Source organism: Terrabacter sp. 2TAF16 (assembly GCF_052115065.1).
GTDB lineage: Bacteria > Actinomycetota > Actinomycetes > Actinomycetales > Dermatophilaceae > Terrabacter.
Genome location: NZ_JBFRFZ010000006.1, coordinates 16,278 through 42,218, shown reverse-complemented (window position 1 = coordinate 42,218; position 25,941 = coordinate 16,278). Strand labels below are relative to the sequence as shown.

Sequence of the window (25,941 nt, the reverse complement as noted above, 5' to 3'; positions counted from 1 at the left end):
GGGTTCGTGGTGACGAAGCGTCCGGCATACGGGATCGGTGTTCCAGGAACTGATACCCCGACCACCCCTCGGACCCGTGTTCACATTGTGGTTACATCCCGTGATTCTGCGCGAACGACGGCCTAGACTCGCCGACGGCACATCGCGGTGCCGCCGACGGCCCGCGCCCCCTGTCGTGCGTAGGGCCCCGCCCGTTCGGAAGGGTTCCTCTGTGACCAAACCCGTTGTCCTCATCGCCGAAGAGCTGTCGCCCGCCACGATCGAGGCACTGGGACCGGACTTCGAGGTGCGTTCGGTCGACGGGGCCGACCGCGAGGCACTCCTCCCGGCGCTCGCCGACGTCGACGCGATCCTCATCCGCTCGGCCACGAGGATGGACGCCGAGGCCATCGCTGCCGCGAAGCAGCTCAAGGTCATCGCCCGCGCCGGTGTCGGCCTCGACAACGTCGACGTCCAGTCGGCGACGCAGGCCGGGGTCATGGTCGTCAACGCGCCGACGTCCAACATCACGTCCGCCGCCGAGCTCGCCGTGGCCCTGCTCCTTGCGACGGCCCGCAACATCGCGCCGGCCAACCAGGCCCTCAAGGCGGGGGCGTGGAAGCGCAGCAAGTACTCCGGTGTGGAGCTGCTCGACAAGACCGTCGGGGTCGTCGGCCTCGGCCGCATCGGCGCCCTCGTCGCCGAGCGCCTCAAGGGCTTCGGCATGAGGATCCTCGCCTACGACCCCTATGCGTCGCCGGCCAAGGCCGGACAGCTCGGTGCCCAGCTCGTGGGCCTCGACGAGCTGCTCGCCCAGTCCGACTTCATCACCATCCACCTGCCCAAGACGCCCGAGACGCTCGGCCTCATCGGGGAAGAGGCCCTTGCGAAGGTCAAGCCCTCGGTCCGCATCGTCAACGCTGCCCGTGGCGGCATCGTCGACGAGGCCGCCCTGGCACGCGCCATCGCGGAGGGCCGGGTCGCCGGCGCCGGCATCGACGTCTTCGCCACCGAGCCGACCACCGAGTCACCGCTCTTCGAGCACGAGTCCGTCGTCGTCACGCCGCACCTCGGCGCCTCGACCGAGGAGGCCCAGGAGAAGGCCGGCATCGCCGTCGCCCGGTCGGTGCGTCTCGCGCTCGGGGGAGAGCTCGTCCCGGACGCCGTCAACGTCAGCAGCGGCTTCATCGCCGAGGAGGTCCGCCCGGGCATCCCGCTCGTCGAGAAGCTCGGCCGCATCTTCACCGCGGTGTCCGGCAGCGTGCCGGCCCAGCTCGACGTGGACGTCCGCGGCGAGATCACCGCCCACGACGTCAGCGTGTGGAAGCTCGTCGCCCTCAAGGGACTGTTCACCGACGTCGTCGAGGACGCCGTCACCTACGTCAACGCCCCTGTCCTCGCCGAGCAGCGCGGCTGCGTCGTGCGGCTCGTCACCGACCCCGACTCCGGTGACTTCCGCAACGTCACGACGCTGCGCGGGACCCTCGCCGACGGGTCGGTCGTCTCGGTCTCGGGCACGCTGACCGGCCCGAAGATGGTCGAGAAGCTCGTCGGCGTCAACGGCTACGACCTCGAGGTCCCGCTCTCGGACCACATGCTCGTCTTCGAGTACTCCGACCGTCCGGGCGTCATCGGCGCGGTCGGCCGGATCCTCGGCGACGCGGGCATCAACATCGGCGGCATGCAGGTCTCGCGCCAGGACGACCGGGCCATCGGGGTGCTCAACGTCGACAGCGCCGTGCCCGCAGCCATGGCCGCCGAGCTCTCCGAGGTCATCGAGGCCAAGACCTTCTCGGTCATCGGCCTGCAGGACTGAGCGGAGGCCGGTCAGGTCCGCCGGTCAGGTCGCCCGGTCAGCTCCGCTGGCCGGCGTCCGTCTCGACGCGCTGGGGACTCCCGGCGTCCCGCTCGTCCTCGCTGTCCTCGTCGTCCTCGTCGTCCTTGTCGTCGGCCGGCTCGAGGCCGGCGAGCTCGGGGACGAGCTCGTGCCGCTTGCTGAACGTGTCGACGATCGCGAGGGCGACCGCCGCGATGGGAATGCCGATGAGGGCGCCGATCGGGCCGAAGAGTGCGGCGCCGGCGATGACCGAACCGAGGGCGACGGCCGGGTGCACGTCCATGGTGCGCCGGCTGATGCGCGGCGTGAAGACGTAGTTCTCGAGCTGCTGGTAGACGGTCGCGAACACCGCGATCCACAGGGCGTTGATCGGCTTGTCGAGGAGGGCGAAGAGGGCTGGCAGGGCCACGCCGATGTACGTGCCGATCGTCGGGATGAACTGGCCGACGATGCCGGCGAAGATGCCGAGGGGCAGCCAGAACGGCACGTTGATGAACCAGAAGAAGGCGACGTGGAAGACGGCCGAGAGCGAGGCCAGGACGAGCTTGGACACGACGTAGCCGCCGGTCTTCTCGACCGAGATCGTCCACACCGTGATGAAGACGCGCTGGTAGCGCTGGGGGAGCCACGAGCCGATCGTCTGGCGCAGCCGCGGGCTGTCTGCCGAGAAGTAGTAGGCGAAGACGAGGATCGTCAGGGCGTCGAAGAGGAAGGTGATGACGGAGCCGAAGACCCCGATGATGCCGCCGCCGTACTTGCCCGCGAGCTCACCGAGCTTGTCGGGCGTCAGGCTCAGGGCCGTCTGGATCTGCTCGATGTCGAACTGGGTGCCGAAGGTGGAGTTGACCCAGTCGATCGCCGAGGTGATCGCGCCGGGCAGCTGCGAGCCGAGCTGTGAGAGCTGCGACACGAAGACCTGTCCGAAGAGCTCGGCGAGCCCGGCGAAGAGCAGGAGCATCCCGAGCATCGTCATCCCCGTGGCGAGACCCCGCTTCATGCCGCGCTGGCTCAGCCACAGCACGACCGGCTCCATCGCGATCGACAGCAGCCACGCGAGCAGCAGCAGGAAGAGGAAGCTGCCCATCGCGTGGAAGGCCCACGTCGCCACGGAGAGCAGGACGACGGCGACGAATACCGTGACGATGATGCGACGGGCGTTGCCGGGCGTGATGGCGATCCATCGCGCCTCGTCGTCGAACGGCACCCCCGGGACGGCGTGGCTGGTGTGCCGGGCGCGAGTGGCAGCGGCCCGGTGGTCCGGGTGGTCGGCGTGGTGGCGAGCGGTGCCGGTGGAGGGGTCGGCAGGCGCGTCGGGGTGGTCGGCGCTCACGCGGCGAGCCTACGACTCCGGGCAGGGGGAGCGGGGGATGCGCGGCACCGCGCCGCGGCCCCAGCCCTGACGAATGGCGGACACCGCGTCTCATCCAGTGGAAACCCCCTTTACCCATGGGTAGCCCGGCGTACCGTGAAATGCATGACGCGGCAGGTCGTACTTATTCCCCGCCGCGGCGAGTCCAGGTAGTCAGCACCTCGCCGCGGAGATCCCGCGCACCCCTCTGCTGACCGGTTCGCCCACCCGGGCTGGAGCCACCTGAGACCACCACACCGCACGCAACTCGGAAGACGTGATCATCATGAGCGAAGACGCCAAGGCTGCCCGTCAGGCCCTGCAGGAGTCGATGGACCTGCGCGACCAGGGTCACACCGAAGACTGAGCCAGACCCGACGACGTCCGCGGCCGAGCCGCGACACCGTGACGACGGCCCTGCCCTCCCGGGTGGGGCCGTCGTCGGTTCAATGACTGAGACGCAGATTCCACATCACAAGACGGGTTCTAGGCTGACGACATGGCACAGACGCAGGTCAAGGACGCCTACTCCATCGCTGTGATCGGCGGTGACGGCATCGGTCCCGAGGTGGTCGCGGAGGGACTCAAGGTCCTCGACGCGGTCACCGGCGAGAGCGGTCCGAAGTTCGCGACGACCGAGTACGACCTCGGCGCCCGCCGCTGGCACGACACCGGCGAGACGCTGCCCGACTCCGTCCTCGAGGAGCTGCGCGGCCACGACGCGATCCTCCTCGGTGCGATCGGCGACCCGAGCGTCCCGAGCGGCGTCCTCGAGCGCGGCGTGCTGCTGCCGCTGCGCTTCGCCCTCGACCACTACGTCAACCTGCGCCCCGCCAAGCTCTTTCCCGGAGTGGCGAGCCCGCTCGACGTCGCGCGCGTCGCCCCCGACGGCATCGACTTCATCGTCGTCCGCGAGGGCACCGAAGGGCCCTACACCGGCAACGGCGGCGCGCTGCGCGTCGGGACCCCGGCCGAGATCGCGACCGAGGTCAGCGTCAACACCCGTTTCGGGGTCGAGCGCGTCGTCCGCGACGCCTTCTCCCGCGCCCAGGCGCGCCCGCGTCGCCACCTGACCCTCGTGCACAAGCACAACGTCCTCACGTATGCCGGCCACCTCTGGCGCCGCACCGTCGAGGAGGTCGGAGCCCAGTTCCCCGACGTCGAGACCGCCTACCAGCACGTCGACGCCGCGACGATCTTCATGGCGACCGACCCCGGCCGCTTCGACGTCATCGTCACCGACAACCTCTTCGGCGACATCCTCACCGACATCGCCGCGGCGATCGCCGGCGGCATCGGGCTCGCCGCGTCGGGCAACATCAACCCCGCGCGCACCACCCCGAGCATGTTCGAGCCCGTCCACGGCTCGGCCCCCGACATCGCCGGTCAGTCCAAGGCTGACCCCACCGCCGCCATCCTCTCGGTCGGCATGCTCCTCGCGCACCTCGGTCTCGATGCCGAGGCGGGGCGGGTGGACGCGGCCGTCGCCGCTGACCTGGCTGAGCGTGGTGACGCCGTACGCAGCACGACGGTCGTCGGCGACGCCGTCGTCGCGCGCCTCTGACAGCGACGCCACACGGCATACGCCCGACGCGGCCTCGCACGCGAGTGGCGGTGTCGGGCGCGTGGTGCGCCCCGCGGTCCGGACCAGAGCCCGTGGGCGGTGCCCGACTTCGCCGTCTCACGATGTGGGCGATAGCCTGACAATCGGATCACCGTTGATTTTGCTCCTGGAGGTTTGTCATGTCCCAGCTGTCCTTCGAGGTCACGCGCCGCGACGACGTCACGTCGCCCGAGCGCATCGCCGAGGTCCTCGAGAACCCCGGCTTCGGCAAGACCTTCACCGACCACATGGTCGTCGCGACGTGGACCGCCGAGGGTGGCTGGGGCGACGCCCGGGTCAAGCCGTACGGTCCCTTCCAGCTCGACCCGGCGGCGGCGGTGCTGCACTACGCCCAGGAGATCTTCGAGGGCATGAAGGCCTACCGTCACGCCGACGGGTCGATCTGGACGTTCCGCCCCGAGGCCAACGCCGCCCGCTTCGCTCGGTCGGCCCGCCGCCTCGCGCTGCCGGAGCTGCCCGAGGCCGACTTCATCGAGTCGCTCCGCCAGCTCGTCGGCGTCGACCAGGCGTGGGTCCCCGCCGGAGACGCCGGGGAGAAGAGCCTCTACCTGCGCCCGTTCATGTTCGCCTCCGAGGCCTTCCTCGGCGTGCGTCCGGCCCAGCAGGTCACCTACTCCGTCATCGCCTCCCCGGCCGGCGCCTACTTCTCCGGCGGTCTCAAGCCCGTCACGCTGTGGATCTCCACCGACTACGCCCGTGCGGGCGAGGGCGGCACCGGCGCGGCGAAGTGCGGCGGCAACTACGCCAGCTCGCTCGCCGGCCAGCTCGAGGGCATCGAGCACGGCTGCGACCAGGCCGTCTTCCTCGACTCCTCGACGCACACGTACATCGAGGAGCTCGGGGGCATGAACCTCTTCCTCGTGACCAAGGACGGCCGCATCATCACGCCGGAGCTGACCGGCACGATCCTCGAGGGTGTGACCCGCAGCTCGATCCTCGAGATCGCCAAGGAGCTCGACCTCGAGCCCGAGGAGCGGCGCATCCCGATCGAGGAGTGGAAGTCGGGCGCGGCCAGCGGCGACATCGTCGAGATCTTCGCGTGCGGCACCGCGGCCGTCGTCACCCCCGTGGGCGAGCTGCGCTGGGACGGCGGCTCCGTCGACCACCGTCGTGAGGGCCACGAGGACCGCTACGCCGAGGCCATCCGCGCCAAGCTCCTCGACATCCAGTACGGCCGCGCGGAGGACTCGCACGGCTGGCTGACCCGGCTCGTCTGAGTCGGGGGAGTGGCGTCCGTGGGTGACGCGCCGTTGCGGCGGCCGCGCCTCGTCGCCACCGACCTCGACGGGACGCTGCTGCGCTCCGACGGGGTGATCTCCGCGCGCACGAGCGCTGCGCTGCGCGCGGCCGAGTCCGCCGGCATCGGCGTCGTCTTCGTGACAGCGCGTCCGCCCCGGTGGCTCGACCCGCTCGCCGACGCCGTCGGCGGGGACGGCACGGTCATCAGCGCCAACGGCGCCTTCGACTATGACGTGCGCACGCGGACCGTCGTCGCGTCCTACCCGCTCGACCGTGCCCTGCTGCTCGAGATCGTCGCGGACCTGCGGGCCGAGGTGCCGGGCATCGGCTTCAGCGCCGAGCTGAGCGGCGGTGTGCACACCGAGCCGAACTACCCCGAGCTGCACCCCCGCTGGGTGCCGGGTGACCTCGTGCCGGCCCCCATCGAGGATCTCCCGCCCGGCGCCGTCGTGGGCAAGCTGCTCGCCCGCACCGAGCACCTGCCCGAGGACGAGGTCATCCCGCGCGTGGCCGAGGTGCTCGGCGACCGCGCCCTCGTGCAGCACTCGGGCACCGGGGGGCTCGCCGAGATCTCGGCTCCGGGCGTGACGAAGGCAGCGGGCCTCGTGCGGTGGTGCGCCCGCGCCGGCATCCACCCCGCTGACGTGTGGGCCTTCGGTGACATGCCCAACGACATTCCGATGCTCGAGTGGGCCGGAGTCGGGTGGGCCGTCGCGAACGCCCACCCCGACGCCCGCGCCGCAGCGACCCGCACGTGCGCGTCCAACGACGAGGACGGCGTCGCGCGCACCCTGGAGTGGGCGCTAGGGCTCTGACCCCGGCGGCACGCCGGCGTCGAATGCCCGGCGGTGCTGTCCGAATGGTCTGTTGTGGCTCCATTGGCCCGGTCAGCGCGCCGAAAGGCGTCGGAAATCGGCCTGTCCCAGCACAGAACGGGTCGTTCCGAGGTCTGTTCGGCTGCGATGTGCGGGCGCTAGCATCGGTCCAACTTCATACCGAAGATGGGAGTGCAGGGCATGGCTCAGGCAACTGGTCTCTCCGATGACGAACGCCGTCTGGCGGAACTCGGCTACAAGCAGGAGCTCGACCGCTCGTGGTCGGGTTTCTCGAACTTCGCGATCTCCTTCTCCATCATCTCGATCCTCGCCGGCTGCTTCACGACGTTCGGCCAGGGCTTCAACAACGGCGGCCCGATCGCGATCTCATGGGGCTGGCCGATCGTGGCCGCCTTCATCCTCGTCATCGGTCTGACGATGTCCGAGCTCGTCTCGGCCTACCCCACGTCCGGCGGGATCTACTGGTGGGCCAACAAGATGGGCGGCGCCCGTGCCGGCTTCTTCACCGGCTGGCTCAACCTCATCGGCCTCGTCGCCGTCACCGCGTCCGTCGCCTACGGCTGCGCGACCTTCATCGACCTGGCCCTCAGCACGTGGTCCACGGGCTACGCCGACGGATACTCGCTGACGCGCGTCTTCTGGATCTTCCTCGTCGTGCTCATCGCGGCCGCAGTGCTCAACATCTTCAGCGGCCACCTCATGGCCGTCATGAACAACGTCTCCGTGTGGTGGCACGTCGTCGGAGCCTCCGTCATCATCCTCATCCTCATCGTCGTGCCCGACAACCACCAGAGCTTCTCCTACGTCTTCACGGAGAGGTTCAACAACTCCGGCTACGCCGACGGCTCGACGAGCTCGCCCACGTACTGGCTTCTCATCGTCCCGTTCGGCCTGCTGCTGACGCAGTACACGATCACCGGCTTCGACGCCTCCGCGCATCTGTCGGAGGAGACCTCGGCCGCGTCCAAGGCTGCGGCACAAGGGATCTGGCGCTCGATCTTCTACTCCGCCATCGGCGGCTGGATCCTGCTCCTCTGCTTCCTCTTCGCGATCCCCAACGGCGCCGACGGCAAGCCGGACAACGCCGGCGTCGGCGGCGGCGGCGTGGCCTACATCTTCACGCACGCCATGGACTCGAAGTGGGCGGCCGCGATCCTCACGATCTCGGCGGTCGGGCAGTTCTTCTGCACGACCTCGTGCATGACGAGCGCCTCGCGCATGACGTTCGCCTTCAGCCGCGACGGCGCCGTGCCCGGCTCGCGCCTGTGGTCGACGCTGACCGGGGCGAAGGTGCCGGCCAACGCCGTCATGCTCGTCGGCGTCGTCAGCGCGATCATCACGCTGCCCGCCCTCGTCGAGGTCAACATCGGCACCGAGGAGGCGCCGCTCATCGTGCCGACCGCCTTCTACGCGGTCGTCTCGGTCGCCGTCATCGGCCTCTACCTGGCCTTCCTCATCCCGATCTGGCTCCGCTGGAAGATGGGCGACGCGTTCGTGCCCGGCTCGTGGACCAACGGGCCGAAGTACAAGTGGATGAACCTCGTGGCCGTCATCGAGATCGCGATCATCTCGATCTACTTCATCCTGCCGTTCGTGCCCGGCGGCGTGCCCTTCACCGACGGCTTCGAGTGGAAGTTCGTCAACTACGCCCCGATCCTCACGCTCGGTTCCCTGCTCGTGCTCGCCATCTGGTGGCGGGTCTCGGCACGTCACTGGTTCAAGGGTCCGAAGACCAACATCGACCCCGAGGTCGTCGACGCGTTCAGCGAGTGACCACGGAGCCGCGGGCCCGGCCGGGCCCTGCTCCCGGTCCGGCCGACCAGCTCGCCACCGCCCTCGCTCGGCTGTCCCACGCCGGACAGCCGAGCGAGGCCACGGAGCTCCCGGGCGGGTTGGCCATCGACGACCACCGCGTCCCCACGGTCGCGCGCGACGTCGTCGTGTGCGTCTCGTCGCCCACACAATGGTCCTTTCTCAGACCATTGACGAGGTGGAGGTGACGGTATTGGATCGATATGTGAGTGCAGCCGAACGACAGCCGTCCCTGCCGGATGTCGTGCTGCGCCCGGCCGCCGGCAACGTCTTCGAGGGCACGGTCGAGCAGCTCGCGACGGCCATCCGGCTCGGCGTCTTCGCGCGCGGCGAGCAGCTCCCACCGGAGCGCGAGCTCGCCGAACGGCTCGGCGTCAGCCGCAACACGCTGCGCGAGGCGATCGCCGCCCTGCGCGACTCGTGCCTCGTGACGACCCGACGCGGACGTGGCGGGGGCACCTGGGTCACCGAGTCGGCCGAGCTGCCCTCGAGCACCTCCGGCGCTTTCGTGCGCAGCGGCGCGGCCATGCGCGACGCCCTGACCTTCCGCCGCGTCGTCGAGCCCGGCGCCGCCTGGCTCGCAGCCACCCAGTCCCTCGCCGGCGACCAACGGGCGTGGCTCGCCGACAGCCTCGCCGAGGTCGACGGGGCCCCCGACCCCGCCGCGCACCGCGTCGCCGACTCGCGGCTGCACCTGGCCGTCGCGACCCTCTCCGGGTCGCCGATGCTCATCGACGCCGTGACGCGGTCGCAGGCGGCCCTGCACGACATGCTCATGGCGATCCCCGTGCTGCGGCGCAACATCGAGCACTCGAACGCCCAGCACCACCAGATCGTCGGGGCCATCCTCGGCGGGAACGCGGAACGAGCCCGGGCGGTCATGGAGGAGCACTGCGACGCCACCTCCGCGCTGCTCCGTGGCCTCATCGGCTGAGACGACAGGAAGGCACGACATGGCGCCCACACCCACGCTCACGCTCGACCGGCTCCGCGAGGAGATCGAGTCCGGCGACATCGACACCGTCGTCGTCGCCTTCACCGACATGCAGGGGCGGCTGCAGGGCAAGCGTCTGCACGGCCACTACTTCCTCGACCACGTGCTCGAGGACGGCACCGAGGGCTGCAACTACCTCCTGGCCGTCGACGTCGACATGAACACCGTCGACGGCTACGCCATCTCCTCGTGGGAGCGCGGCTACGGCGACATGTTCTTCGACCTCGACCTCGACACCCTGCGGCGCACGCCCGGCAGCCGTCACTCGGCAACCGTGCAGTGCGACCTGACGTGGCTCGACGGCAGCGGCGCCGTGGCGCAGTCGCCCCGGTCGGTGCTCAAGGCCCAGGTCGACCGGGCCGCCGGGCTCGGGATGGCCGCGCACTGCGGCACCGAGCTCGAGTTCATCGTCTTCCAGGACTCCTACGAGCAGGCCTGGGACGCGAACTACACGGGCCTGACCCCGGCGAACCGCTACAACGTCGACTACTCGATCCTCGGCGGTGATCGCGTCGAGCCGCTGCTGCGCGAGATCCGCAACGAGATGTATGCCGCCGGCGCCGTCGTCGAGAGCGCCAAGGGCGAGTGCAACTACGGCCAGCACGAGATCGGCTTCCTCTTCGACGAAGCCGTGCGCACGTGCGACAACCACGTCGTCTACCGCAACGCCGCCAAGGAGATCGCGGCCCACCACGGCCAGTCGCTGACGTTCATGGCCAAGTTCGACCAGCGCGAGGGCAGCTCGTGCCACATCCACCTGTCGCTGCGCGGCCTCGACGGAGAGACCGTCTTCGTCGACGAGGAGCGCGAGCACGGGCACAGCGCGATGTTCGAGCACTTCCTCGCCGGCATCCTCGCGACCCAGCGGGAGCTGACCTACTTCTACGCGCCGAACATCAACTCCTACAAGCGATTCGCGTCGGCAAGCTTCGCCCCGACCACGGTGGCGTGGGGCCGCGACAACCGCACGTGCGCGCTGCGCGTCGTCGGCCACGGCGCCGGCCTCCGCGTCGAGAACCGCATCGGTGGCGGCGACCTCAACCCCTACCTCGCCGTCGCGGCCATGCTCGCCGGTGGCCTCCACGGCATCGAGCACGAGCTCGAGCTCGAGCCGGCGCTCGAGGGCAACGCCTACACGTCGGACAAGCCACGCGTGCCCTCGACGCTCCAGGAGGCCCGTGACCTGCTCGCCGGGTCGACCATGGCCCGAGCGGCCTTCGGGGACGAGGTCGTCGACCACTACGTCAACGCCGCCGACGTCGAGATCACGGCCTTCAACGCCGCCGTCACCGACTGGGAGCGCAGGAGAGGATTCGAGCGACTGTGACCACCACGCACGACGTCATCAACCCGGCCACCGAGGAGGTGGTCCGCACCGTCGAGCTCGCCTCGCTCGAGCAGACCGACGCCGCGATCGCCCGGGCCTCGGCCGAGAGCCCCGCGTGGCGCGCGCTGAGCCCCGCCGACCGGTCGCTGCTCCTGCGCCGCTTCTCGGACCTCGTCGGCGAGCACCAGGAGGAGCTCGCCCTGCTCGAGGTCGAGAACGCCGGCCACACCATCGGCAACGCACGCTGGGAGGCGGGCAACGTCCGCGACGTCCTCGCGTACTACTCGGGGGCGCCTGAGCGGCACTTCGGTCGGCAGATCCCCGTCGCCGGCGGCATCGACATCACGTTCCGCGAGCCGCTCGGCGTCGTCGGCATCATCGTCCCGTGGAACTTCCCCATGCCGATCGCCGGCTGGGGCTTCGCACCGGCTCTCGCCGCCGGCAACACGGTCGTGCTCAAGCCCGCCGAGCTGACCCCGCTGACCGCCGTCCGCCTCGGTGAGCTGGCGCTCGAGGCCGGGATCCCCGAGGGGGTCTTCACCGTCGTCCCCGGCAAGGGCACGGTCGTGGGGGAGCGCTTCGTCACACACCCCGACGTGCGCAAGGTCTGCTTCACCGGCTCCACGGCCGTCGGCCAGCGGATCATGCGCGGGGCCGCCGACCAGGTCAAGCGCGTGACCCTCGAGCTCGGCGGCAAGAGCGCCAACATCGTCTTCGCCGACGCCGACCTCGAGCTCGCCGCGGCGCGAGCCCCCTACGGCGTCTTCGACAACGCCGGACAGGACTGCTGCGCGCGCAGCCGCATCCTCGTCGAGCGCAGCGCCTTCGACACCTTCATGGAGCACTTCGAGACGGCGGTGCGCGGCGTCGTCGTCACCGACCCTCGCGACGAGGCCGCCGAGATGGGCCCGCTCATCAGCTCCGGGCAGCGCGACACGGTGCGCTCCTACGTCGAGGACGCCACCGAGGACGTCGACGTCGCCTTCCGCGGGGAGGCCCCCGAGGGCAGCGGCTACTGGTACCCCGCGACGGTTGTCCTCCCGCGCTCGACCACCGACCGGGTCTGGCAGGAGGAGGTCTTCGGGCCCGTCGTCGCGGTCATGCCGTTCGACGACGAGGCCGACGCGGTCGCCAAGGCCAACGACACGGCATACGGCCTCTCGGGGTCCATCTGGACCCGCGACATAGGTCGTGGCCTGCGGGTCGCGCGTGGCGTCGAGGCCGGCAACCTCTCCGTCAACTCGCACAGCAGCGTCCGCTACTCGACGCCGTTCGGCGGCTTCAAGCAGAGCGGGATCGGGCGCGAGCTCGGCCCCGACGCGCTCGACGCGTTCTCCGAGGTCAAGAACGTCTTCATCTCGACCGACTGACGGTCGACATACCAACACGCAGATCTACTGGTCTGGAAGGGAATCCACATGGCAGGCAGGCTCGACGGCAAGGTCGCGGTCATCACGGGCGGGTGCTCGGGCATCGGTCTCGCGACCGTGCGGCGGTTCGCCGAGGAGGGCGCGAAGGTCGTCATCGGCGACCTCGACGAGGCGAACGGCACCCGCATCGCCGAGGAGGTCGGCGGTACGTTCGTGCGGGTCGACGTCGTGAGCAAGGAGGACGTCGACGCGCTCTTCCGCACGGCCAAGGAGACGTACGGCTCGGTCGACATCGCGTTCAACAACGCCGGCATCAGCCCTCCCGAGGACGACTCCATCCTCGACACCGACCTCGACGCCTGGCGCAAGGTGCAGGAGGTCAACCTCACGTCGGTCTACCTCTGCTGCAAGGCCGCCCTGCCCTACATGCTCGAACAGGGCAAGGGCTCGATCATCAACACGGCCTCGTTCGTCGCCGTCATGGGCGCGGCCACGTCGCAGATCTCCTACAGCGCGAGCAAGGGCGGGGTGCTCTCGATGTCCCGTGAGCTCGGCGTGCAGTTCGCCCGGGAGGGGGTCCGCGTCAACGCGCTGTGCCCCGGTCCGGTCAACACCCCGCTCCTCCAAGAGCTTTTCGCCAAGGACGAGGAGCGTGCCGCGCGGCGCCTCGTCCACGTGCCGATGGGCCGTTTCGGCGAGCCGGGGGAGATGGCCAACGCCGTGCTCTTCCTCGCCTCCGACGAGTCCAGCTTCATCACGGCGTCGACCTTCCTCGTCGACGGCGGCATCTCGGGCGCATACGTCACGCCGCTCTGAGGCGAGTGGGAGGCTGGAGCAGGAGGTCGTCATGGGTCGTCCGGTCATCGGGATCACCGCCTACGTCGAACGCGCGTCGTGGGGTCGCTGGGTCGACGTGCCCGGAGCCCTCGTGCCGCACCGCTACGTCCGACAGGTCGAGGAGGCGGGCGGGATCGCGATCGTCATCCCGCCGCGCCCGGACTTCGACGACGGGACGGCGCTCGAGATCGTCGCGCGCCTCGACGGCGTCATCCTCGCCGGAGGGGTCGACGTGGCGCCCGAGCTCTACGCGGACGAACGGCACGCCTCCGTCCAGGCCTCGCGTCCCGACCGTGACTCGACGGAGCTCGCCATCGCCCGGGCGACGGCGGGAACCGACGTGCCGCTCCTCGGCATCTGCCGGGGGATGCAGGTCATGGCGGTCGCGGCCGGTGGGCTGCTCGAGCAGCACGTGCCCGACCGCGTCGGCCACGACGAGCACTCACCGGCGCCGGCGACGTACGGCAACCACGCGGTGCGCACCGTCGCGGGGACCAGGCTGGCCGAGATCCTCGGCGAGGAGGCCGACGTGCCGAGCTACCACCACCAGTCCGTCCTGACCCATCCGGGCTACGAGGCCTCGGCGTGGGCCGACGACGGCACGCTGGAGGCGATGGAGGACCCGGACGCCTTCTTCCGGCTCGCGGTCCAGTGGCACCCGGAGGTCGGCACGGACCCGCGCCTCTTCCGGGCACTCGTCGAGGCCGCAGCCACGAGCCGATGACGGACGCCGTCCCGCCCGGTCGAGGTGATGTCGGACCCCGGGTGGGTGGCGGCATCACCTCGAACCGCGGAGTGGGACGGCGGTCCCACGATCCGGACGCGGTGTTTCGCGGATGTTTCGCGAGCCCTACCGTGAGCGTGTGATGAAGCGACCCGTGCCCACCGGCACCCTCATTATCGAATAGCGCGACGAGCACCCCTCGTCGCGCAGACCTCCCAACCCTGGGGGGTCTTTTTGTTTCCCGAACCACCCCGAGGGAGACACCGCGTAGGCCACCACCCCGGCCGCCGCAACCATGAGAAGAGACCGGGACGCCTCCCACACCCGCGTCGCCCGCCCCTGGACAGGCGGTCGGCCGAACCCCCGAGATCGAGGACAATGAAGGCCATGGAAGCGCTGCACGTCTACGACACCACCCTGCGCGACGGCGCCCAGCAGGAGGGGCTCAACCTCTCGGTGTCGGACAAGCTGGCCATCGCCGGGCTGCTCGACGATCTCGGGGTCGACTTCATCGAGGGCGGCTGGCCCGGAGCCAACCCGAAGGACACGGAGTTCTTCGAGCGGGCCCGCACCGAGCTCGACCTGCGTCACGCGACCCTCGCCGCCTTCGGGGCAACCCGTCGCGCCGGCGGGGTCGCGGCGGAGGACCCCCTCGTGCGTGCCCTCGTCGACTCCGAGGCGTCGGTCGTGTGCCTCGTCGCGAAGTCCCACACCGGCCACGTCGAGCGGGCCCTGCGCACGACGCTCGAGGAGAACCTCGAGATGGTTCGCGACACGGTCGGCCACCTCGTCGGCCGGGGTCGCCGCGTGTTCCTCGACTGCGAGCACTTCTTCGACGGCTGGCACCTCGACCGCGACTACGCCCTCTCGGTCGTGCGCACCGCGCACGAGGCCGGCGCCGAGGTCGTCGTGCTCTGCGACACCAACGGGGGCATGCTCCCGCACCAGGTCGAGGAGGTCGTCGCCGACGTCATCGCCTCGACCGGCGCCCGCGTCGGCGCCCACTGCCACAACGACACGGGCTGCGCGGCCGCCAACTCCGTCGCGGCCGTCCGGGCCGGGGCGACCCACGTCCAGGGCACCGTCAACGGCTACGGCGAGCGCACCGGCAACGCCGACCTGCTCACGGTCGCCGCCAACCTCCAGTTCAAGCTGGGGCTCGACGCCATGGAGCCCGACGCGTTCCGCCGGGCCATGCACATCGCGCACGCCATCAGCGAGGTGACCAACGTCCCCGCCTACAGCCGCCAGCCCTACGTCGGCGCCAGCGCCTTCGCGCACAAGGCCGGTCTCCACGCGAGCGCGCTCAAGGTCGACCCCGACCTCTACCAGCACATGGACCCGTCGCTCGTCGGCAACGGCATGCGCACCCTCGTCTCCGACATGGCCGGGCGGGCGAGCATCGAGCTCAAGGCCCGTGAGGCCGGCCTCGACCTGTCCGACCGCCCCGACGTCGTCGCCGCCGTGCTCGCCGAGGTCAAGGACCTCGAGCTGCGCGGCTGGACCTTCGACGCCGCCGACGCGACGGTCGAGCTGATGCTCCGCGAGGCGCTCGAGCCGGGCTGCACCGACTACTTCGAGGTCGAGTCGTGGCGGGTCATCACCGACTCCTCGGGCGAGGGGGACGCGACGTCGGAGGCGACCGTCAAGCTGCGCGCCGACGGTGCCCGCCTCATCGCGACGGGCGAGGGCAACGGTCCCGTCAACGCGCTCGACCACGCCCTGCGTGAGGCCCTGGCTCGCGCCTACCCGGAGATCGAGAAGATCGAGCTCATCGACTTCAAGGTGCGCATCCTCGACGCCTCGCACGGCACCGACGCCGTGACGCGCGTGCTCATCGAGACCTCCGACGGCGAGACGTCGTGGGACACCATCGGTGTCGCCGGCTCGATCCTCGCCGCGTCGTGGCGTGCCCTCACCGACGGCATCGTGCGCGGTCTGCTGCGTCAGGGTGTCCCGAGGCGCTGAGCCAGTCCCGGCAGCCAGTCGGGAGCGTCGGCGGCGAAGGTCGCCGCGTCGTGGCGCGGGGCACCGAGCGGCACGGCGCCGACCAGGCCCTCGGGGAGCGCGCCGAGGTAGTCGCGGTTCGTCGTCTCGATGACGTCGGGGTGCTCTGGCCACGCGCCGATGACGATGCCGAGCGGCCGGACTCCTCTGTGGAACAGAGCTTCTCGCGTCAACATGGTGTGGTTGAGGGTGCCCAGAGCACTGCGGGTCACGACGAGCACGCCGCTGTCGGGCAGGACGGTCGCGAGGTCGGCCAGCGTCTCGCCGGCGTCGGTGAGCTCGACGAGCAGACCGCCCGCGCCCTCGACGACGACGAGGTCGTGGCCTACGCCCAAGTCCGCGACGCGGGCCACGTGGTCGCCCAGGGTGGGCAGGTCGGCGCCCTCGAGCGCGGCTGCGGGTCTCGGCGCCATGGGCGCCCGAAGGCGTACGCCCTCGACGGCCGCCACGCCGGTCAGGCGCTGCACCTCGGCCATGTCTCCCGGCTCGCCGGGTGCCACCCCGGTCTGCGTGGGCTTGTATGCCGTGACGCTGAGCCCCGCGGCTCGTGCCGTGGCGACGAGGGCCGCCGTGACGACGGTCTTGCCCACGTCGGTGTCGGTGCCCGTGACGAGGACGACGCGGGGAAGGTGCGCCTCAGTCATCGTCGCCGTGCGGTGGGATGGACCCGAGTGGCGAGTGCGGTGCCGGTGGTTGCACACCCTCGGCGGCCGCGACCGACGGGAGGCCACGGACGGGGGAGGGAGCGTCCCCTGCCCGTGGCCCCTCGACGGTAGCGGGGTCGGGAGCCCCGCCGTGAATCGCGGCTGCCCGGGCCACGAGCCGGGCGGCCTCGTAGAGGTCGTCGCCGGACAGGTCGGCACGGGCCGTGACACGGAGGCGGGACACGCCGTCGGGCACGCTCGGTGGCCGGAAGCAGCCGACGAGGACACCCTGGGCGCGCAGGTCCAGGGCCGCGGCGACGGCGCTCTCGGGCGACGGCATCGGCAGCGACTGGACGGCTCCGGCCGCCTGGTCGATGCCACAGATCGCCGCGATGGTGCCGGCGTTGGCGCGGACCGCGGCCGCCAGGCTCGGGTCGTCCGCGACCAGGCCCGCGGCGGCGCAGGCTGCGGCGGCCGACGCGGGGGCGAGCCCGGTGTCGAAGATGAAGCTGCGCGCGGTGTTGACGAGGTGGTGGCGCACCGTGGTCGGGCCGAGCACGGCACCGCCCTGGGATCCCAGCGCCTTCGACAGGGTCAGGGTCACGACGACGTCGCCGGCCCCGACGAGGCCGAGCTCGTGGACGAGGCCGCGCCCGTGACCGGCCACCCCGATGCCGTGCGCCTCGTCGACGACGAGCAGGGCGCCGTGACGGTGGCAGACCTCCGCGAGGGCGCGCAGGGGCGCGGCATCGCCGAGCACGGAGTAGATCGACTCGACGGCGACGAGGACCCGCCGATCGGGCCGCGCTGCGAGCTCGCGGTCGAGGGCTGCGGCGTCGTTGTGGGCGAACGTGGCGTAGGGGACCCGGGACATCCGGGCGGCGTCGTGGAGGGAGGCGTGCGCGTGGGCGTCGAGAAGGATCTCGGTACCCCGCCCACTGAGCGCGGTCAGCACCCCGAGGTTGGCGGCATACCCCGTCGAGAAGGCGAGCGCGCTCGCCTGGCCCGTGAGGCGGCACAGGGCGGCCTCGAGGTCGCGGTGGACCGGAAGGGTGCCGGTGACGAGCCGGCTCGCCGTCGCCGAGGCGCCGTAGCGCTCCAGCGCCTCGTGGGCGGCCGTCACGACGCGGTCGTCGCGGGACAGGCCGAGGTAGTCGTTGGAGGCGAGGTCGAGTGGGTCACGCGACCCGCGCCGCGGACCGCCCAGACGCAGGACGGGGTCGAAGCGCTCCGTGCTGCGCTCGGCCCGGAGGTCGGAACGCTCCGCCAGCCACGCGTCCCAGCTGCTCATCCGTGGACCTCTGCAACGGCGCCGACGACCCCTTCGGCGATGACACGGACATCGTCATCCGTGCAGACGTACGGCGGCATCGTGTAGACGAGGTCCCGGAAGGGGCGCACCCAGACACCACGCCGCAGCGCGGCGCGGGTGACGCGGGCGACGTCGACGGGCGACGTCAGCTGCACGACGCCGACGGCTCCGAGGGTGCGCACGTCGGCGACGTGGGGGAGTGACGCCGCGGGAGAGAGGTGCTCGACGAGAAGCCGGCCGACGCGGGGGACGTGGTCCTTCCACGTCGCCTCGACGAGGTCGACGGAGGCATTGGCCACGGCGCAGGCGAGCGGGTTGGCCATGAAGGTCGGGCCGTGCAGGAGGGCTCGGAACGCCGATCGGGTGATCGCGTCCCCGACCTCGCGGGTCATGAGCACCGCTGCGAGAGAGAGGTATCCACCGGTCAGAGCCTTGCCGACGCAGATCACGTCGGGTGCGACGTCGGCCCACTCCGAGGCGAAGAGGCGACCAGTGCGACCGAAGCCGGTCGCGATCTCGTCGACGACGAGGAGCAGGCCGTGGTCGTCGGCGACCTCGCGCAGCACCCGGAGGCAGTCGGGGTGGTAGACGTGCATGCCGCCGGCGCCCTGGAGGACGGGTTCGACGACGACGGCGGCGAGCTCGTCGGAGTGGGTCTGCGCCAGGACGCGCACCTCGGCCGCCCAGAGGTCGAGAGCGGAGCGGTCCGTCTCCCAGTGGTCCCCACCGGTGGGCGTGGTCACGAGGCGTGCGGCCGGTGGCCTCGGGGCGAAGACCTGCCGGGCCAGGGCGCCCGGGAAGGCTGAGTGCATGCCGTCGACGGGGTCGCACACGCTCATCGCGGCGAAGGTGTCACCGTGGTAGCCACCGCGCACGGTGAGGAAGCGCTGGCGGTCGGGGCGTCCGCGCGCGGCCTGGTACTGCAGGGCCAGCTTGAGGGCGACCTCGACCGAGACCGAGCCGGAGTCGGCGAAGAAGACGTGGGCCATCGGGCCGGGGGCCATCGTCGTGAGGCGCTCGGCGAGCCGGACGGCGGGCTCGTGCGTCAGTCCGCCGAACATGACGTGGCTGAAACGGTCGACCTGCTCGTGGGTCGCGGCGTCCAGGACCGGGTTGCGGTACCCGTGGACGGCGCACCACCAGGAGGCCATCGCGTCGACGGCCTCGAACTGCTCGCCGTCGGGGGCCGTGAGGGACAGCCGCACGCCCGAGGCGCCCTCGACGGCATACGGCTCGGGTCCGTCGAGCGGGGCATAGGGGTGCCAGACGAGCCCGCGGTCACGGGCGGCGAGCGGCGATCCCGGGGCTTCAGGCATTGGCGGGAAGGTCCGTGCCGGCCCCCCGACGCCGCTTCGCCGGGTCGTGCGTGGCGACCGGGACGCCGCTCGGGACGGACGTGGGCCCGTCGGCGCCGAGGACGACGAAGCCGTGGTCGCGGATCAGCTCGAGGTCGGCCTCGGCGGCCTGGCCCTCGGACGTCAGGTAGTCGCCGAGGAAGATCGAGTTGGCGACGTGAAGAGCCAGTCCCTGGAGTGAGCGGAGATGCATCTCACGACCTCCGGCGATGCGGATCTCCTTGTCCGGGTTCACGATCCGCGCCATCGCGAGGATGCGCAGGCAGCGTCCGGGGGTGAGCTCCCACGTGCCCTCGAGCGGCGTGCCGTCGAAGGGCATGAGGAAGTTGACGGGGATCGAGTCCGACCCGAGGTCGCGGAGGGCGAAGAGGGCCTCGACGAGCTGCTCGTCGGTCTCGCCGAGGCCGGCTATGAGGCCCGAGCACGGCGACAGGCCGGCGTCCTTGGCCTTGGTCACGGTGTCGACGCGGTCCGCGTACGTGTGGCTCGTGACGATGTCGTCGTGGTGCGACTCGGCGGTGTTGATGTTGTGGTTGTAGGCGTCGACGCCGGCCTCTCGCAGCCGCTCGGCCTGCCCGTCCTTGAGCAGCCCGAGGCAGGCGCAGACCTCGACGTCAGGGTGCTCCTGCTTGAGCGCGCCGACCATCCCGGCCACGCGCTCGACGTCGCGGTCGGTGGGGCCGCGTCCACTGGAGACCATGCAGATCCGGGTCGCGCCGCCGCGCAGTCCGGCGGACGCCTGCTCGATGGCCTCGTCGGGCTTCAGCCACGTGTACTTGAGGATGTCCGCCTGCGAGCCGAGCCGCTGGGAGCAGTAGTGGCAGTCCTCGGGGCAGAGGCCCGACTTGAGGTTGACGAGGTAGTTGACCTTGACGGTGTTGCCGAAGTGCTTGCGGCGCAGGCGTGCCGCGGCCGCGACGACGGCCAGCAGCTCCTCGTCGGTGGCGCGCAGGACGTCCAGGGCGTCGTCGGTGCTCGCGGGGGTGCCGGCGAGGACGGCATCGGCGAGATCGTCGAATCGGCGGGTCATGCGGGCTCCTTGCGCGCGGCGTTGAACGGTGTTCAACTTGAACGGTGTTCAGTATGCCGAGTCGCTAGGCTCGGCTGTCAACGCGGGTCCGCCGGACCCGCATGCCGAGGGCAGGGGAGCGCGTGGCACTGAGTCGGGAGCAGGTCGTCGCGACCGCCGTCGACCTGCTGCGGCGCTACGGGCTCGGTGACCTCTCGATGCGTCGTCTCGCCCGCGAGCTCGGCGTCGCGCCCGGCGCCCTCTACTGGCACGTGGCGAACAAGCAGGAGCTGCTCGTCGAGGTGGCTGACGTGCTCCTCGCCGAGATCCCACTGCCGACGGGCGACCGCCCGCCGGCCGAGGCGCTCGTGGGGCTGGCCGTCGCCGTCCGCGACGCGCTCGTGCAGGTGCCGGATGCTGCCGACGTCGTCGGGCTCGCGTATGCCGTCCAGCCGGGTGCCGCGCCGGCGCTCCGCGAGCTCGCCCGGCTCGTCCACGAAGCCGGCGCACCGGCGTCCGAGCGCGACGAGGTGGCGGCACTCGTCGTGCACCACATCCTGGGTTCCGTTGCGGGGCAGCAGGATCGAGCACTCGCGGTATCGGTCGATCCCGACCTGCCGGCGCCGGACGCGACGACCGAGGCCAAGGCCTTCGAGGTCGGACTCGCCGTCGTCGTCCGGGGGCTCTCGGGCTCACGCCAGGCGCTCCGGACGTCGTAAGTGCTGGGCGGTCCAGGCCCCGCCCAGCACCACCCCCTGAAAGGGTGGAGATCGTCGACGCGCGTGCCTGGACCTTCGCCGACACCCTTCAGAGCACGTGCGGTCGCGCCTGATACGCCTCGCATGACTATTTCTCCACGCCCCTGCCCGGCACCCGGTCTTGGCATGCTGGTGCGATGCCGCTACGAACGACGAAGCACTGGTTCGGCGTCGTGCTCGACGCTCCCGACGCGTCCGCCCTGGGGCACTTCTACGAGCGCCTGCTCGGCTGGACGCTCTACAAGGACAGCCCGGGCTGGGCGACGCTCGCACCCTCGCGGACCCACGGCTACAACCTCTCGTTCCAGACCGAGCCGAACTACGTGCGACCGGTCTGGCCCAGTGAGCAGGGGAAGCCGATCATGATGCTCCACCTCGACCTCGAGGTGGACGATCTCGACGCTGCCGTGGCTTACGCCGTCGAGGTCGGGGCAGAGCTCGCTGAGTTCCAGCCCCAGCAGGACGTGCGGGTGCTGCTCGACCCTGCCGGCCACCCATTCTGCCTCTACGTCGACGACTCCGACTGACGCGGATTTCGCTCTGCGCGAACCGAATCGGCTGTGGACAGGTCTAGTCGGGAACGTCCGACTCGCGTAGAATCGAACGCATGTTCGATGGCGCGGCGATGGTGACGGCGGAGAGTCTGGAGGCGCTCGTGTCGGCGCTGTCGCGGGTCGGGTCAGACGGGGACTCGGACCAGGAGCGGGTCGACCAGCTCGCCGTCCTCGAGCGTGTGAAGTCCGCGGCGGCGGCGGCCCAGGTGCGGGTGACGGCGGCCTTCGTCGAGTCCCAGGCGCAGGTCGCACAGGCTTGGCTCGACCGGGCGCGGGAGTGCTCCGACGCCAGGGACTTCGACGGGTGGCGCGCCGCGCGGGGGCAGGCCCGCGCCGCGTCGTTCGACGACGAGGGTGCGGCGATCGGGCAGCCATCGACCCGGTCGCGCAGGCGAGGTTCGTCGGGTCTGACGGGGGTCGCGGCGCAGGTCGCCCTGGCCCGGCACGAGTCACCCGTCCGCGGCGCGCAGCACGTGCGGCTGGCGCTCGCCCTGACCACGGAGATGCGCACACGCTGGCCGCGCTCGAGGCAGGTGAGGTCAGTGAGTGGCGCGCGCAGGTCATCGTCACCGAGACCGCGACCCTGACGAGCGAGTAGCGCACCCTCGTGGACGCCGAGGTCGTCGGGCCAGTAGGTGACGCCGGCGACGCCCGGGACGTCGGCGAGCAGATCGGTGCCCTGGGCGACCGTGAGCTCGCCCGTCGGGTCCGCGCCGCCGCGTACCGCGTCGACGCTGCCTCGGTCATGGCCCGGGCGGCGAGGGCGGAGGCCGAGCGGCGGGTCACGATCCGCCCCGCCCTTGACACGATGGCCTACGTCACTGCTCTGCTCCCCGTCGCGCAGGCCGTTGCCGCGCACGCCGCCCTCACCGCGGCCGCCGATGCCGCCCGCGCCGGCGGCGACGAGCGGGCCAAGGGCCAGGTCATGGCCGACACGTTCGTCACCCGGCTCACCGGGCAGACGGCCGCCGACGCGGTCCCCGTCGAGGTCCAGGTCGTCATGACCGACCGGGCCCTGTTCGCCGGCGACACCACGCGCGCGCAGATCCCCGGCTACGGCACCGTCCCTGCCGTCTGGGCCCGCACGCTGCTCACCCGATCCAGTGACCCGGTGAACGAACGCTCGGTCCCCGCGACGGTGTGGCTACGGCGGCTCTACACCCACCCGGCCACCGGCACTCTCGTCGCGATGGACTCCACCCGCCGCACCTTCGAGGCAGGACTGCGGCGCTACCTCCTGACCCGCGACACCGGCATCTGCCGCACCCCCTGGTGCGACGCCCCCGCCCGACACCTCGACCACATCCACGACCACGCCCAGGGCGGACCCACCACCGACACCAACGGCCAAGGGTTGTGCGTGCGGTGCAACCACACCAAACAGCTCCCGGCTTCACCGCCGCGACCATCCTCACCCGACAACCCGGCGCACCCCACACGGTGCGCATCACCACCCCGACCGGGCACACCTACACCTCGCAGGCCCCGCCCCTGCTCCCCGGCCAGGGCCGGCGCGCGGTCTCGGCCGAGGTGACGACGTCGATGGCGTCGACGAGCCGGGCGCGCAGCGCCTGACCGCGGACCGAGAAGGCGCGCTGCGCGGCGGCATACTCTGCCTTTCCCTCGGCGGTCTCGATCCGCACCGGCTCGTAGCCGAGCTCACGCAGGTCGTACGGCGCCGCCCGCATGTCGAGGGAGCGGATGTCGCGGGCCAGCTCGAAGCAGTCCATGACGAGGTCGCTCGACACGGCCGGAATGAGCTTGTGGCCCACTTGTCGACGTCCATCTACGCGCGAGGATCGGATCACCAGCTGTGGGTTGGTCCCGTCCGCATGCCGAAGAGCGGACGTCCTAGCCGTGGACTCGCGGGTGCTCCGACATCTCTCGTGATTGCCAAGGGAGAGGCTAGAGCGTTCGCGGCTAGCCGTTCGGCGAGGCCGCCTACAGCTCTTGCGTGCGGAGCCGGAGGGCGTTGCTGATGACGCTGACGGAGGACAGGGCCATCGCCGCTGCGGCGATCATCGGGGAGAGAAGGAGCCCGAAGCTCGGGTAGAGGACACCGGCGGCGAGGGGGATGCCGGCGGCGTTGTAGATGAAGGCGAACACGAGGTTCTGGCGGATGTTCGACATGGTGGCCCTGGACAGCGCCCGGGAGCGGACGATGCCGGTGAGGTCGCCCTTGAGCAGGGTCACTCCGGCGCTCTCGATGGCGACGTCGGTGCCGGTGCTCATGGCGATGCCGACATCGGCCGCGGTCAGGGCGGGTGCGTCGTTGACGCCGTCACCAGCCATCGCGACGACGCGCCCTTCGGCGCGCAGCGCCTGGACGACGTCGCTCTTGTGGTCGGGCAGGACCTCGGCCTCGACGCGGTCGATGCCGAGGCTGCGGGCGACGGCGTTCGCGGTGACCTTGTTGTCGCCGGTGAGCATGACGACGTCAATGCCGTCCGCGCGTAGGTCCTTCAACGCGGCGGCGGTGGTGTCCTTGACCGGGTCGGCGATGGCGAGCACGCCAGCCACGCGACTGTCGATCGCGACGTAGACGGCGCTGGCGCCGTCGGCGCGCAGCCGGTCCGCGTCGGCGTCCTTGCTGGCTGTGTCGACGTCATGCCCGGTGAGGAACCGTTGGCTGCCCACGAGGACGCGTCGTCCGTCGACGGTGCCGGTGACGCCCTTGCCGACGGGCGCGTCGAAGTCGGCCACGTCAGGAATGCTCAGGCCGGCGTCGGTGGCGGCGCGGACGATGGCCATCCCGAGGGGGTGCTCGCTGGCGCGTTCGACGCCGGCGGCGAGCCGGAGGAGATCGTCCTGGTCCGTGCCGTCGGCGGCGGCGACGTGGGTGACCGAGGGGCGGCCCCGGGTCAGGGTGCCGGTCTTGTCAACGACCAGGGTGTCGACCTTCTCCATCCGCTCTAGTGCTTCGGCGTTCTTGATGAGGACGCCGAGGGAGGCGCCGCGGCCGACACCGACCATGATCGAGACCGGCGTCGCGAGCCCCAGGGCGCAGGGGCAGGCGATGATGAGCACGCTGACGGCGATGACGAGGGCGTGCGCCAGGCGGGGCTCAGGCCCGACGGTCGCCCACACGATGAACGCGACCAGCGCCGTGGCGATGACGACGGGCACGAACACGGCCGACACCGTGTCGGCGAGCCGCTGGATGGGGGCGCGGGAGCGTTGCGCGTCGGCGACCATCTGGACGATGCGGGCGAGCATCGTGTCCCGGCCGACGTTGTCGGCGCGCATGACGATGGACCCGGTCTGGTTGACCGTTCCGCCGATGACGGAGTCGCCTGCCTGCTTGGTGACGGGCATGGACTCGCCGGTGACCATGGACTCGTCGAGGCTCGAGCGGCCCTCCTGGACGGCGCCGTCGACGGGGACGGACTCGCCGGGCCGGACGCGCAGCAGGTCGCCGACCTGGACCTGTTCGAGGCTGACGTCGGCCTCGTTCCCGTCGGGGTCGATCCGGTGTGCGGTCTTTGGGGTGAGGTCGAGCAGGGCGCGGATGGCGCCGGAGGTGCTCTCTCGGGCGCGTAGCTCGAGGACCTGCCCGAGCAGGACGAGTGTGGTGATGACGGCGGCGGCCTCGAAGTAGACGGCGACCGTCCCGTCCATCCGGAAGGACTCTGGGAACAGCTGGGGCGCGACCGTAGCGACCACGCTGAACAGCCACGCGACGCCGGTGCCCATCGCGATGAGGGTGAACATGTTCAGCTTCATCGTCCGGACGGAGGTCCAGCCGCGCTCGAAGAAAGGCCACCCGGCCCAGAGCACGACGGGGGTCGCCAGGACGAGCTGCCCCCAGGTGGCCACCGAGGCAGGGATGGCGTCGTTCAAGGCGGGGATGAGGTCGCGCCCCATCGAGAGGACGAGCACCGGGATGGTGAGGGCGACGGCGACCTTGAACCGGCGGGTCATGTCAGCGAGCTCGGGGTTGGGGCCGCTGTCCGCGGTCACGGAGACCGGCTCGAGGGCCATGCCGCAGATCGGGCAGGTGCCCGGGCCGGGCTGGCGGATCTCGGGGTGCATCGGGCAGGTCCACTCGGTGACGTCGCGAGGGGCCGCTGCGGTGCCGGCGGGGTCCTCGCGGTCGTGATGGTCGCGCTCTCGATGGTCGTGACCCGAGCCTCCATGTCCTGCCGGGCCGGTCAGGTAGGCGTCCGGGTGCGCCTCGAACTTCACGCGGCAGCCGGGGGAGCAGAAGTAGTAGTCGTGGCCGTCCCGCTCGAGGTGGTGCTCGCTGGTAGCGGGGTCGACGTCCATGCCGCAGACGGGGTCCTGCACCAACGAGCCCGTCGGGGAGATCGAGTGCTCGCTGTGCGTGTCCATGTTCTCATGATACCCCCATGGGGTATATGCGCAAGAGTGTGAT

General features: G+C 71.0%; 22 protein-coding genes and 1 pseudogene. 16 read left to right on the top strand and 7 right to left on the bottom strand.

All coding sequences use genetic code 11. From position 1 onward, the window contains the following. Nucleotides 1–211: 211 nt before the first annotated feature. On the top strand, nucleotides 212–1,795 hold the full coding sequence (gene serA / locus AB4Z14_RS09015) for a phosphoglycerate dehydrogenase (protein ID WP_056824469.1): 1,584 nt from the start codon (nucleotides 212–214) through the stop codon (nucleotides 1,793–1,795). A gap of 37 nt (nucleotides 1,796–1,832) precedes the next feature. On the opposite strand, the gene AB4Z14_RS09010 is transcribed toward serA, so the two are convergent. Further along, on the bottom strand, nucleotides 1,833–3,146 hold the full coding sequence (locus tag AB4Z14_RS09010; RefSeq protein ID WP_442274915.1) for an AI-2E family transporter: 1,314 nt from the start codon (nucleotides 3,144–3,146) through the stop codon (nucleotides 1,833–1,835). A gap of 304 nt (nucleotides 3,147–3,450) precedes the next feature. On the opposite strand from AB4Z14_RS09010, the gene AB4Z14_RS09005 reads away from it, so the two are divergent. The 11 genes from AB4Z14_RS09005 (at nucleotide 3,451) to cimA (ending at nucleotide 15,895) form a co-directional block, all read left to right on the top strand. After that, the gene (locus tag AB4Z14_RS09005) at nucleotides 3,451–3,531 is read left to right on the top strand and encodes a 3-isopropylmalate dehydrogenase (protein WP_081633825.1); all 81 of its coding nucleotides are present in this window, start codon (nucleotides 3,451–3,453) and stop codon (nucleotides 3,529–3,531) included. Nucleotides 3,532–3,663: 132 nt separating this feature from the next. Next, nucleotides 3,664–4,728, top strand: coding sequence for a 3-isopropylmalate dehydrogenase (locus AB4Z14_RS09000; protein ID WP_442274914.1), 1,065 nt, complete (start codon nucleotides 3,664–3,666; stop codon nucleotides 4,726–4,728). A gap of 179 nt (nucleotides 4,729–4,907) precedes the next feature. Further along, the gene (locus tag AB4Z14_RS08995) at nucleotides 4,908–6,005 is read left to right on the top strand and encodes a branched-chain amino acid aminotransferase (protein WP_442274913.1); all 1,098 of its coding nucleotides are present in this window, start codon (nucleotides 4,908–4,910) and stop codon (nucleotides 6,003–6,005) included. Between the two features lie 18 nt (nucleotides 6,006–6,023). Beyond that, nucleotides 6,024–6,842, top strand: a complete 819-nt coding sequence (locus tag AB4Z14_RS08990) for an HAD family hydrolase (RefSeq protein ID WP_442274912.1) — start codon at nucleotides 6,024–6,026, stop codon at nucleotides 6,840–6,842. 201 nt (nucleotides 6,843–7,043) lie between these two features. After that, nucleotides 7,044–8,636, top strand: a complete 1,593-nt coding sequence (locus AB4Z14_RS08985; RefSeq protein WP_442274911.1) for an amino acid permease — start codon at nucleotides 7,044–7,046, stop codon at nucleotides 8,634–8,636. 244 nt (nucleotides 8,637–8,880) lie between these two features. Further along, nucleotides 8,881–9,609 carry a FadR/GntR family transcriptional regulator gene (locus tag AB4Z14_RS08980; protein ID WP_442274910.1) on the top strand — a complete coding sequence of 243 codons (729 nt, stop codon included), beginning with the start codon at nucleotides 8,881–8,883 and terminating at the stop codon, nucleotides 9,607–9,609. Nucleotides 9,610–9,628: 19 nt separating this feature from the next. Then, complete coding sequence (locus AB4Z14_RS08975; protein WP_442274909.1) at nucleotides 9,629–10,996, top strand: glutamine synthetase family protein; 1,368 nt, start codon at nucleotides 9,629–9,631, stop codon at nucleotides 10,994–10,996. Continuing rightward, the gene (locus tag AB4Z14_RS08970) at nucleotides 10,993–12,366 is read left to right on the top strand and encodes an aldehyde dehydrogenase family protein (protein ID WP_442274908.1); all 1,374 of its coding nucleotides are present in this window, start codon (nucleotides 10,993–10,995) and stop codon (nucleotides 12,364–12,366) included. Before AB4Z14_RS08975 ends, AB4Z14_RS08970 begins: the two co-directional genes overlap by 4 nt. 48 nt (nucleotides 12,367–12,414) lie before the next feature. Continuing rightward, nucleotides 12,415–13,182, top strand: a complete 768-nt coding sequence (locus AB4Z14_RS08965; protein ID WP_442274907.1) for a 3-oxoacyl-ACP reductase — start codon at nucleotides 12,415–12,417, stop codon at nucleotides 13,180–13,182. 31 nt (nucleotides 13,183–13,213) lie between these two features. Further along, nucleotides 13,214–13,927 (top strand): gamma-glutamyl-gamma-aminobutyrate hydrolase family protein, encoded by a 714-nt coding sequence (locus tag AB4Z14_RS08960; protein WP_056824487.1) that lies wholly within the window; start codon nucleotides 13,214–13,216, stop codon nucleotides 13,925–13,927. 387 nt (nucleotides 13,928–14,314) lie between these two features. Continuing rightward, nucleotides 14,315–15,895 (top strand): citramalate synthase, encoded by a 1,581-nt coding sequence (gene cimA, locus AB4Z14_RS08955; protein WP_442274906.1) that lies wholly within the window; start codon nucleotides 14,315–14,317, stop codon nucleotides 15,893–15,895. Here the strand turns inward: cimA and bioD are convergent. From bioD to bioB, 4 genes are read right to left on the bottom strand one after another with little or no spacing between them, the layout of a single operon-like run. Beyond that, entirely contained in the window at nucleotides 15,874–16,578 is a 705-nt protein-coding gene (gene bioD / locus AB4Z14_RS08950) for a dethiobiotin synthase (protein WP_442274905.1), read from the bottom strand. The two genes, cimA and bioD, sit on opposite strands and share 22 nt — an antisense overlap. Next, entirely contained in the window at nucleotides 16,571–17,869 is a 1,299-nt protein-coding gene (locus tag AB4Z14_RS08945) for an 8-amino-7-oxononanoate synthase (protein WP_442274904.1), read from the bottom strand. The genes bioD and AB4Z14_RS08945 overlap by 8 nt, the downstream gene beginning before the upstream one ends. Next, nucleotides 17,866–19,206 (bottom strand): adenosylmethionine--8-amino-7-oxononanoate transaminase, encoded by a 1,341-nt coding sequence (bioA, locus tag AB4Z14_RS08940; RefSeq protein WP_442274903.1) that lies wholly within the window; start codon nucleotides 19,204–19,206, stop codon nucleotides 17,866–17,868. Before bioA ends, AB4Z14_RS08945 begins: the two co-directional genes overlap by 4 nt. Continuing rightward, nucleotides 19,199–20,275: a biotin synthase BioB gene (gene bioB / locus AB4Z14_RS08935; protein ID WP_442274902.1), complete on the bottom strand. Its 1,077-nt coding sequence runs from the start codon at nucleotides 20,273–20,275 to the stop codon at nucleotides 19,199–19,201. Before bioB ends, bioA begins: the two co-directional genes overlap by 8 nt. 122 nt (nucleotides 20,276–20,397) lie before the next feature. Here bioB and AB4Z14_RS08930 point away from each other — a divergent pair, with 122 nt between their 5' ends. From AB4Z14_RS08930 to AB4Z14_RS08915, 4 genes are all read left to right on the top strand, one after another. Then, nucleotides 20,398–20,973 carry a TetR/AcrR family transcriptional regulator gene (locus tag AB4Z14_RS08930; protein ID WP_442274901.1) on the top strand — a complete coding sequence of 192 codons (576 nt, stop codon included), beginning with the start codon at nucleotides 20,398–20,400 and terminating at the stop codon, nucleotides 20,971–20,973. Nucleotides 20,974–21,149: 176 nt separating this feature from the next. Then, complete coding sequence (locus AB4Z14_RS08925) at nucleotides 21,150–21,539, top strand: VOC family protein (protein ID WP_442274900.1); 390 nt, start codon at nucleotides 21,150–21,152, stop codon at nucleotides 21,537–21,539. An 80-nt stretch (nucleotides 21,540–21,619) separates the two neighbouring features. Further along, nucleotides 21,620–22,153: a hypothetical protein gene (locus AB4Z14_RS08920; RefSeq protein WP_442274899.1), complete on the top strand. Its 534-nt coding sequence runs from the start codon at nucleotides 21,620–21,622 to the stop codon at nucleotides 22,151–22,153. Nucleotides 22,154–22,173: 20 nt separating this feature from the next. Continuing rightward, a complete protein-coding gene (locus AB4Z14_RS08915; RefSeq protein ID WP_442274898.1) occupies nucleotides 22,174–23,100 on the top strand; it encodes an HNH endonuclease in 927 nt (308 codons plus the stop codon). On the opposite strand, the pseudogene AB4Z14_RS08910 reads toward AB4Z14_RS08915, so the two are convergent. Continuing rightward, nucleotides 23,036–23,352: pseudogene (locus tag AB4Z14_RS08910) on the bottom strand (hypothetical protein); the annotation flags it as partial. The gene AB4Z14_RS08915 and the pseudogene AB4Z14_RS08910 sit on opposite strands and share 65 nt — an antisense overlap. A gap of 155 nt (nucleotides 23,353–23,507) precedes the next feature. Next, nucleotides 23,508–25,898, bottom strand: a complete 2,391-nt coding sequence (locus tag AB4Z14_RS08905; RefSeq protein WP_442274897.1) for a heavy metal translocating P-type ATPase — start codon at nucleotides 25,896–25,898, stop codon at nucleotides 23,508–23,510. Between the last annotated feature and the right edge of the window lie 43 nt (nucleotides 25,899–25,941).

Bases quoted from the DNA above. Each gene is read 5' to 3' on its own strand.
- cimA (WP_442274906.1), top strand. From the start codon at position 14,315: ATGGAAGCGCTGCACGTCTACGACACCACCCTGCGCGACGGCGCCCAG.
- AB4Z14_RS08905 (WP_442274897.1), bottom strand. From the start codon at position 25,898: ATGGACACGCACAGCGAGCACTCGATCTCCCCGACGGGCTCGTTGGTG.
- AB4Z14_RS08965 (WP_442274907.1), top strand. From the start codon at position 12,415: ATGGCAGGCAGGCTCGACGGCAAGGTCGCGGTCATCACGGGCGGGTGC.
- AB4Z14_RS09000 (WP_442274914.1), top strand. From the start codon at position 3,664: ATGGCACAGACGCAGGTCAAGGACGCCTACTCCATCGCTGTGATCGGC.
- bioD (WP_442274905.1), bottom strand. From the start codon at position 16,578: ATGACTGAGGCGCACCTTCCCCGCGTCGTCCTCGTCACGGGCACCGAC.
- AB4Z14_RS08925 (WP_442274900.1), top strand. From the start codon at position 21,150: ATGCCGCTACGAACGACGAAGCACTGGTTCGGCGTCGTGCTCGACGCT.
- AB4Z14_RS08975 (WP_442274909.1), top strand. From the start codon at position 9,629: ATGGCGCCCACACCCACGCTCACGCTCGACCGGCTCCGCGAGGAGATC.
- AB4Z14_RS08985 (WP_442274911.1), top strand. From the start codon at position 7,044: ATGGCTCAGGCAACTGGTCTCTCCGATGACGAACGCCGTCTGGCGGAA.
- AB4Z14_RS08920 (WP_442274899.1), top strand. From the start codon at position 21,620: ATGTTCGATGGCGCGGCGATGGTGACGGCGGAGAGTCTGGAGGCGCTC.
- bioB (WP_442274902.1), bottom strand. From the start codon at position 20,275: ATGACCCGCCGATTCGACGATCTCGCCGATGCCGTCCTCGCCGGCACC.
- AB4Z14_RS08945 (WP_442274904.1), bottom strand. From the start codon at position 17,869: ATGAGCAGCTGGGACGCGTGGCTGGCGGAGCGTTCCGACCTCCGGGCC.
- AB4Z14_RS08995 (WP_442274913.1), top strand. From the start codon at position 4,908: ATGTCCCAGCTGTCCTTCGAGGTCACGCGCCGCGACGACGTCACGTCG.
- AB4Z14_RS09005 (WP_081633825.1), top strand. From the start codon at position 3,451: ATGAGCGAAGACGCCAAGGCTGCCCGTCAGGCCCTGCAGGAGTCGATG.
- AB4Z14_RS08960 (WP_056824487.1), top strand. From the start codon at position 13,214: ATGGGTCGTCCGGTCATCGGGATCACCGCCTACGTCGAACGCGCGTCG.
- bioA (WP_442274903.1), bottom strand. From the start codon at position 19,206: ATGCCTGAAGCCCCGGGATCGCCGCTCGCCGCCCGTGACCGCGGGCTC.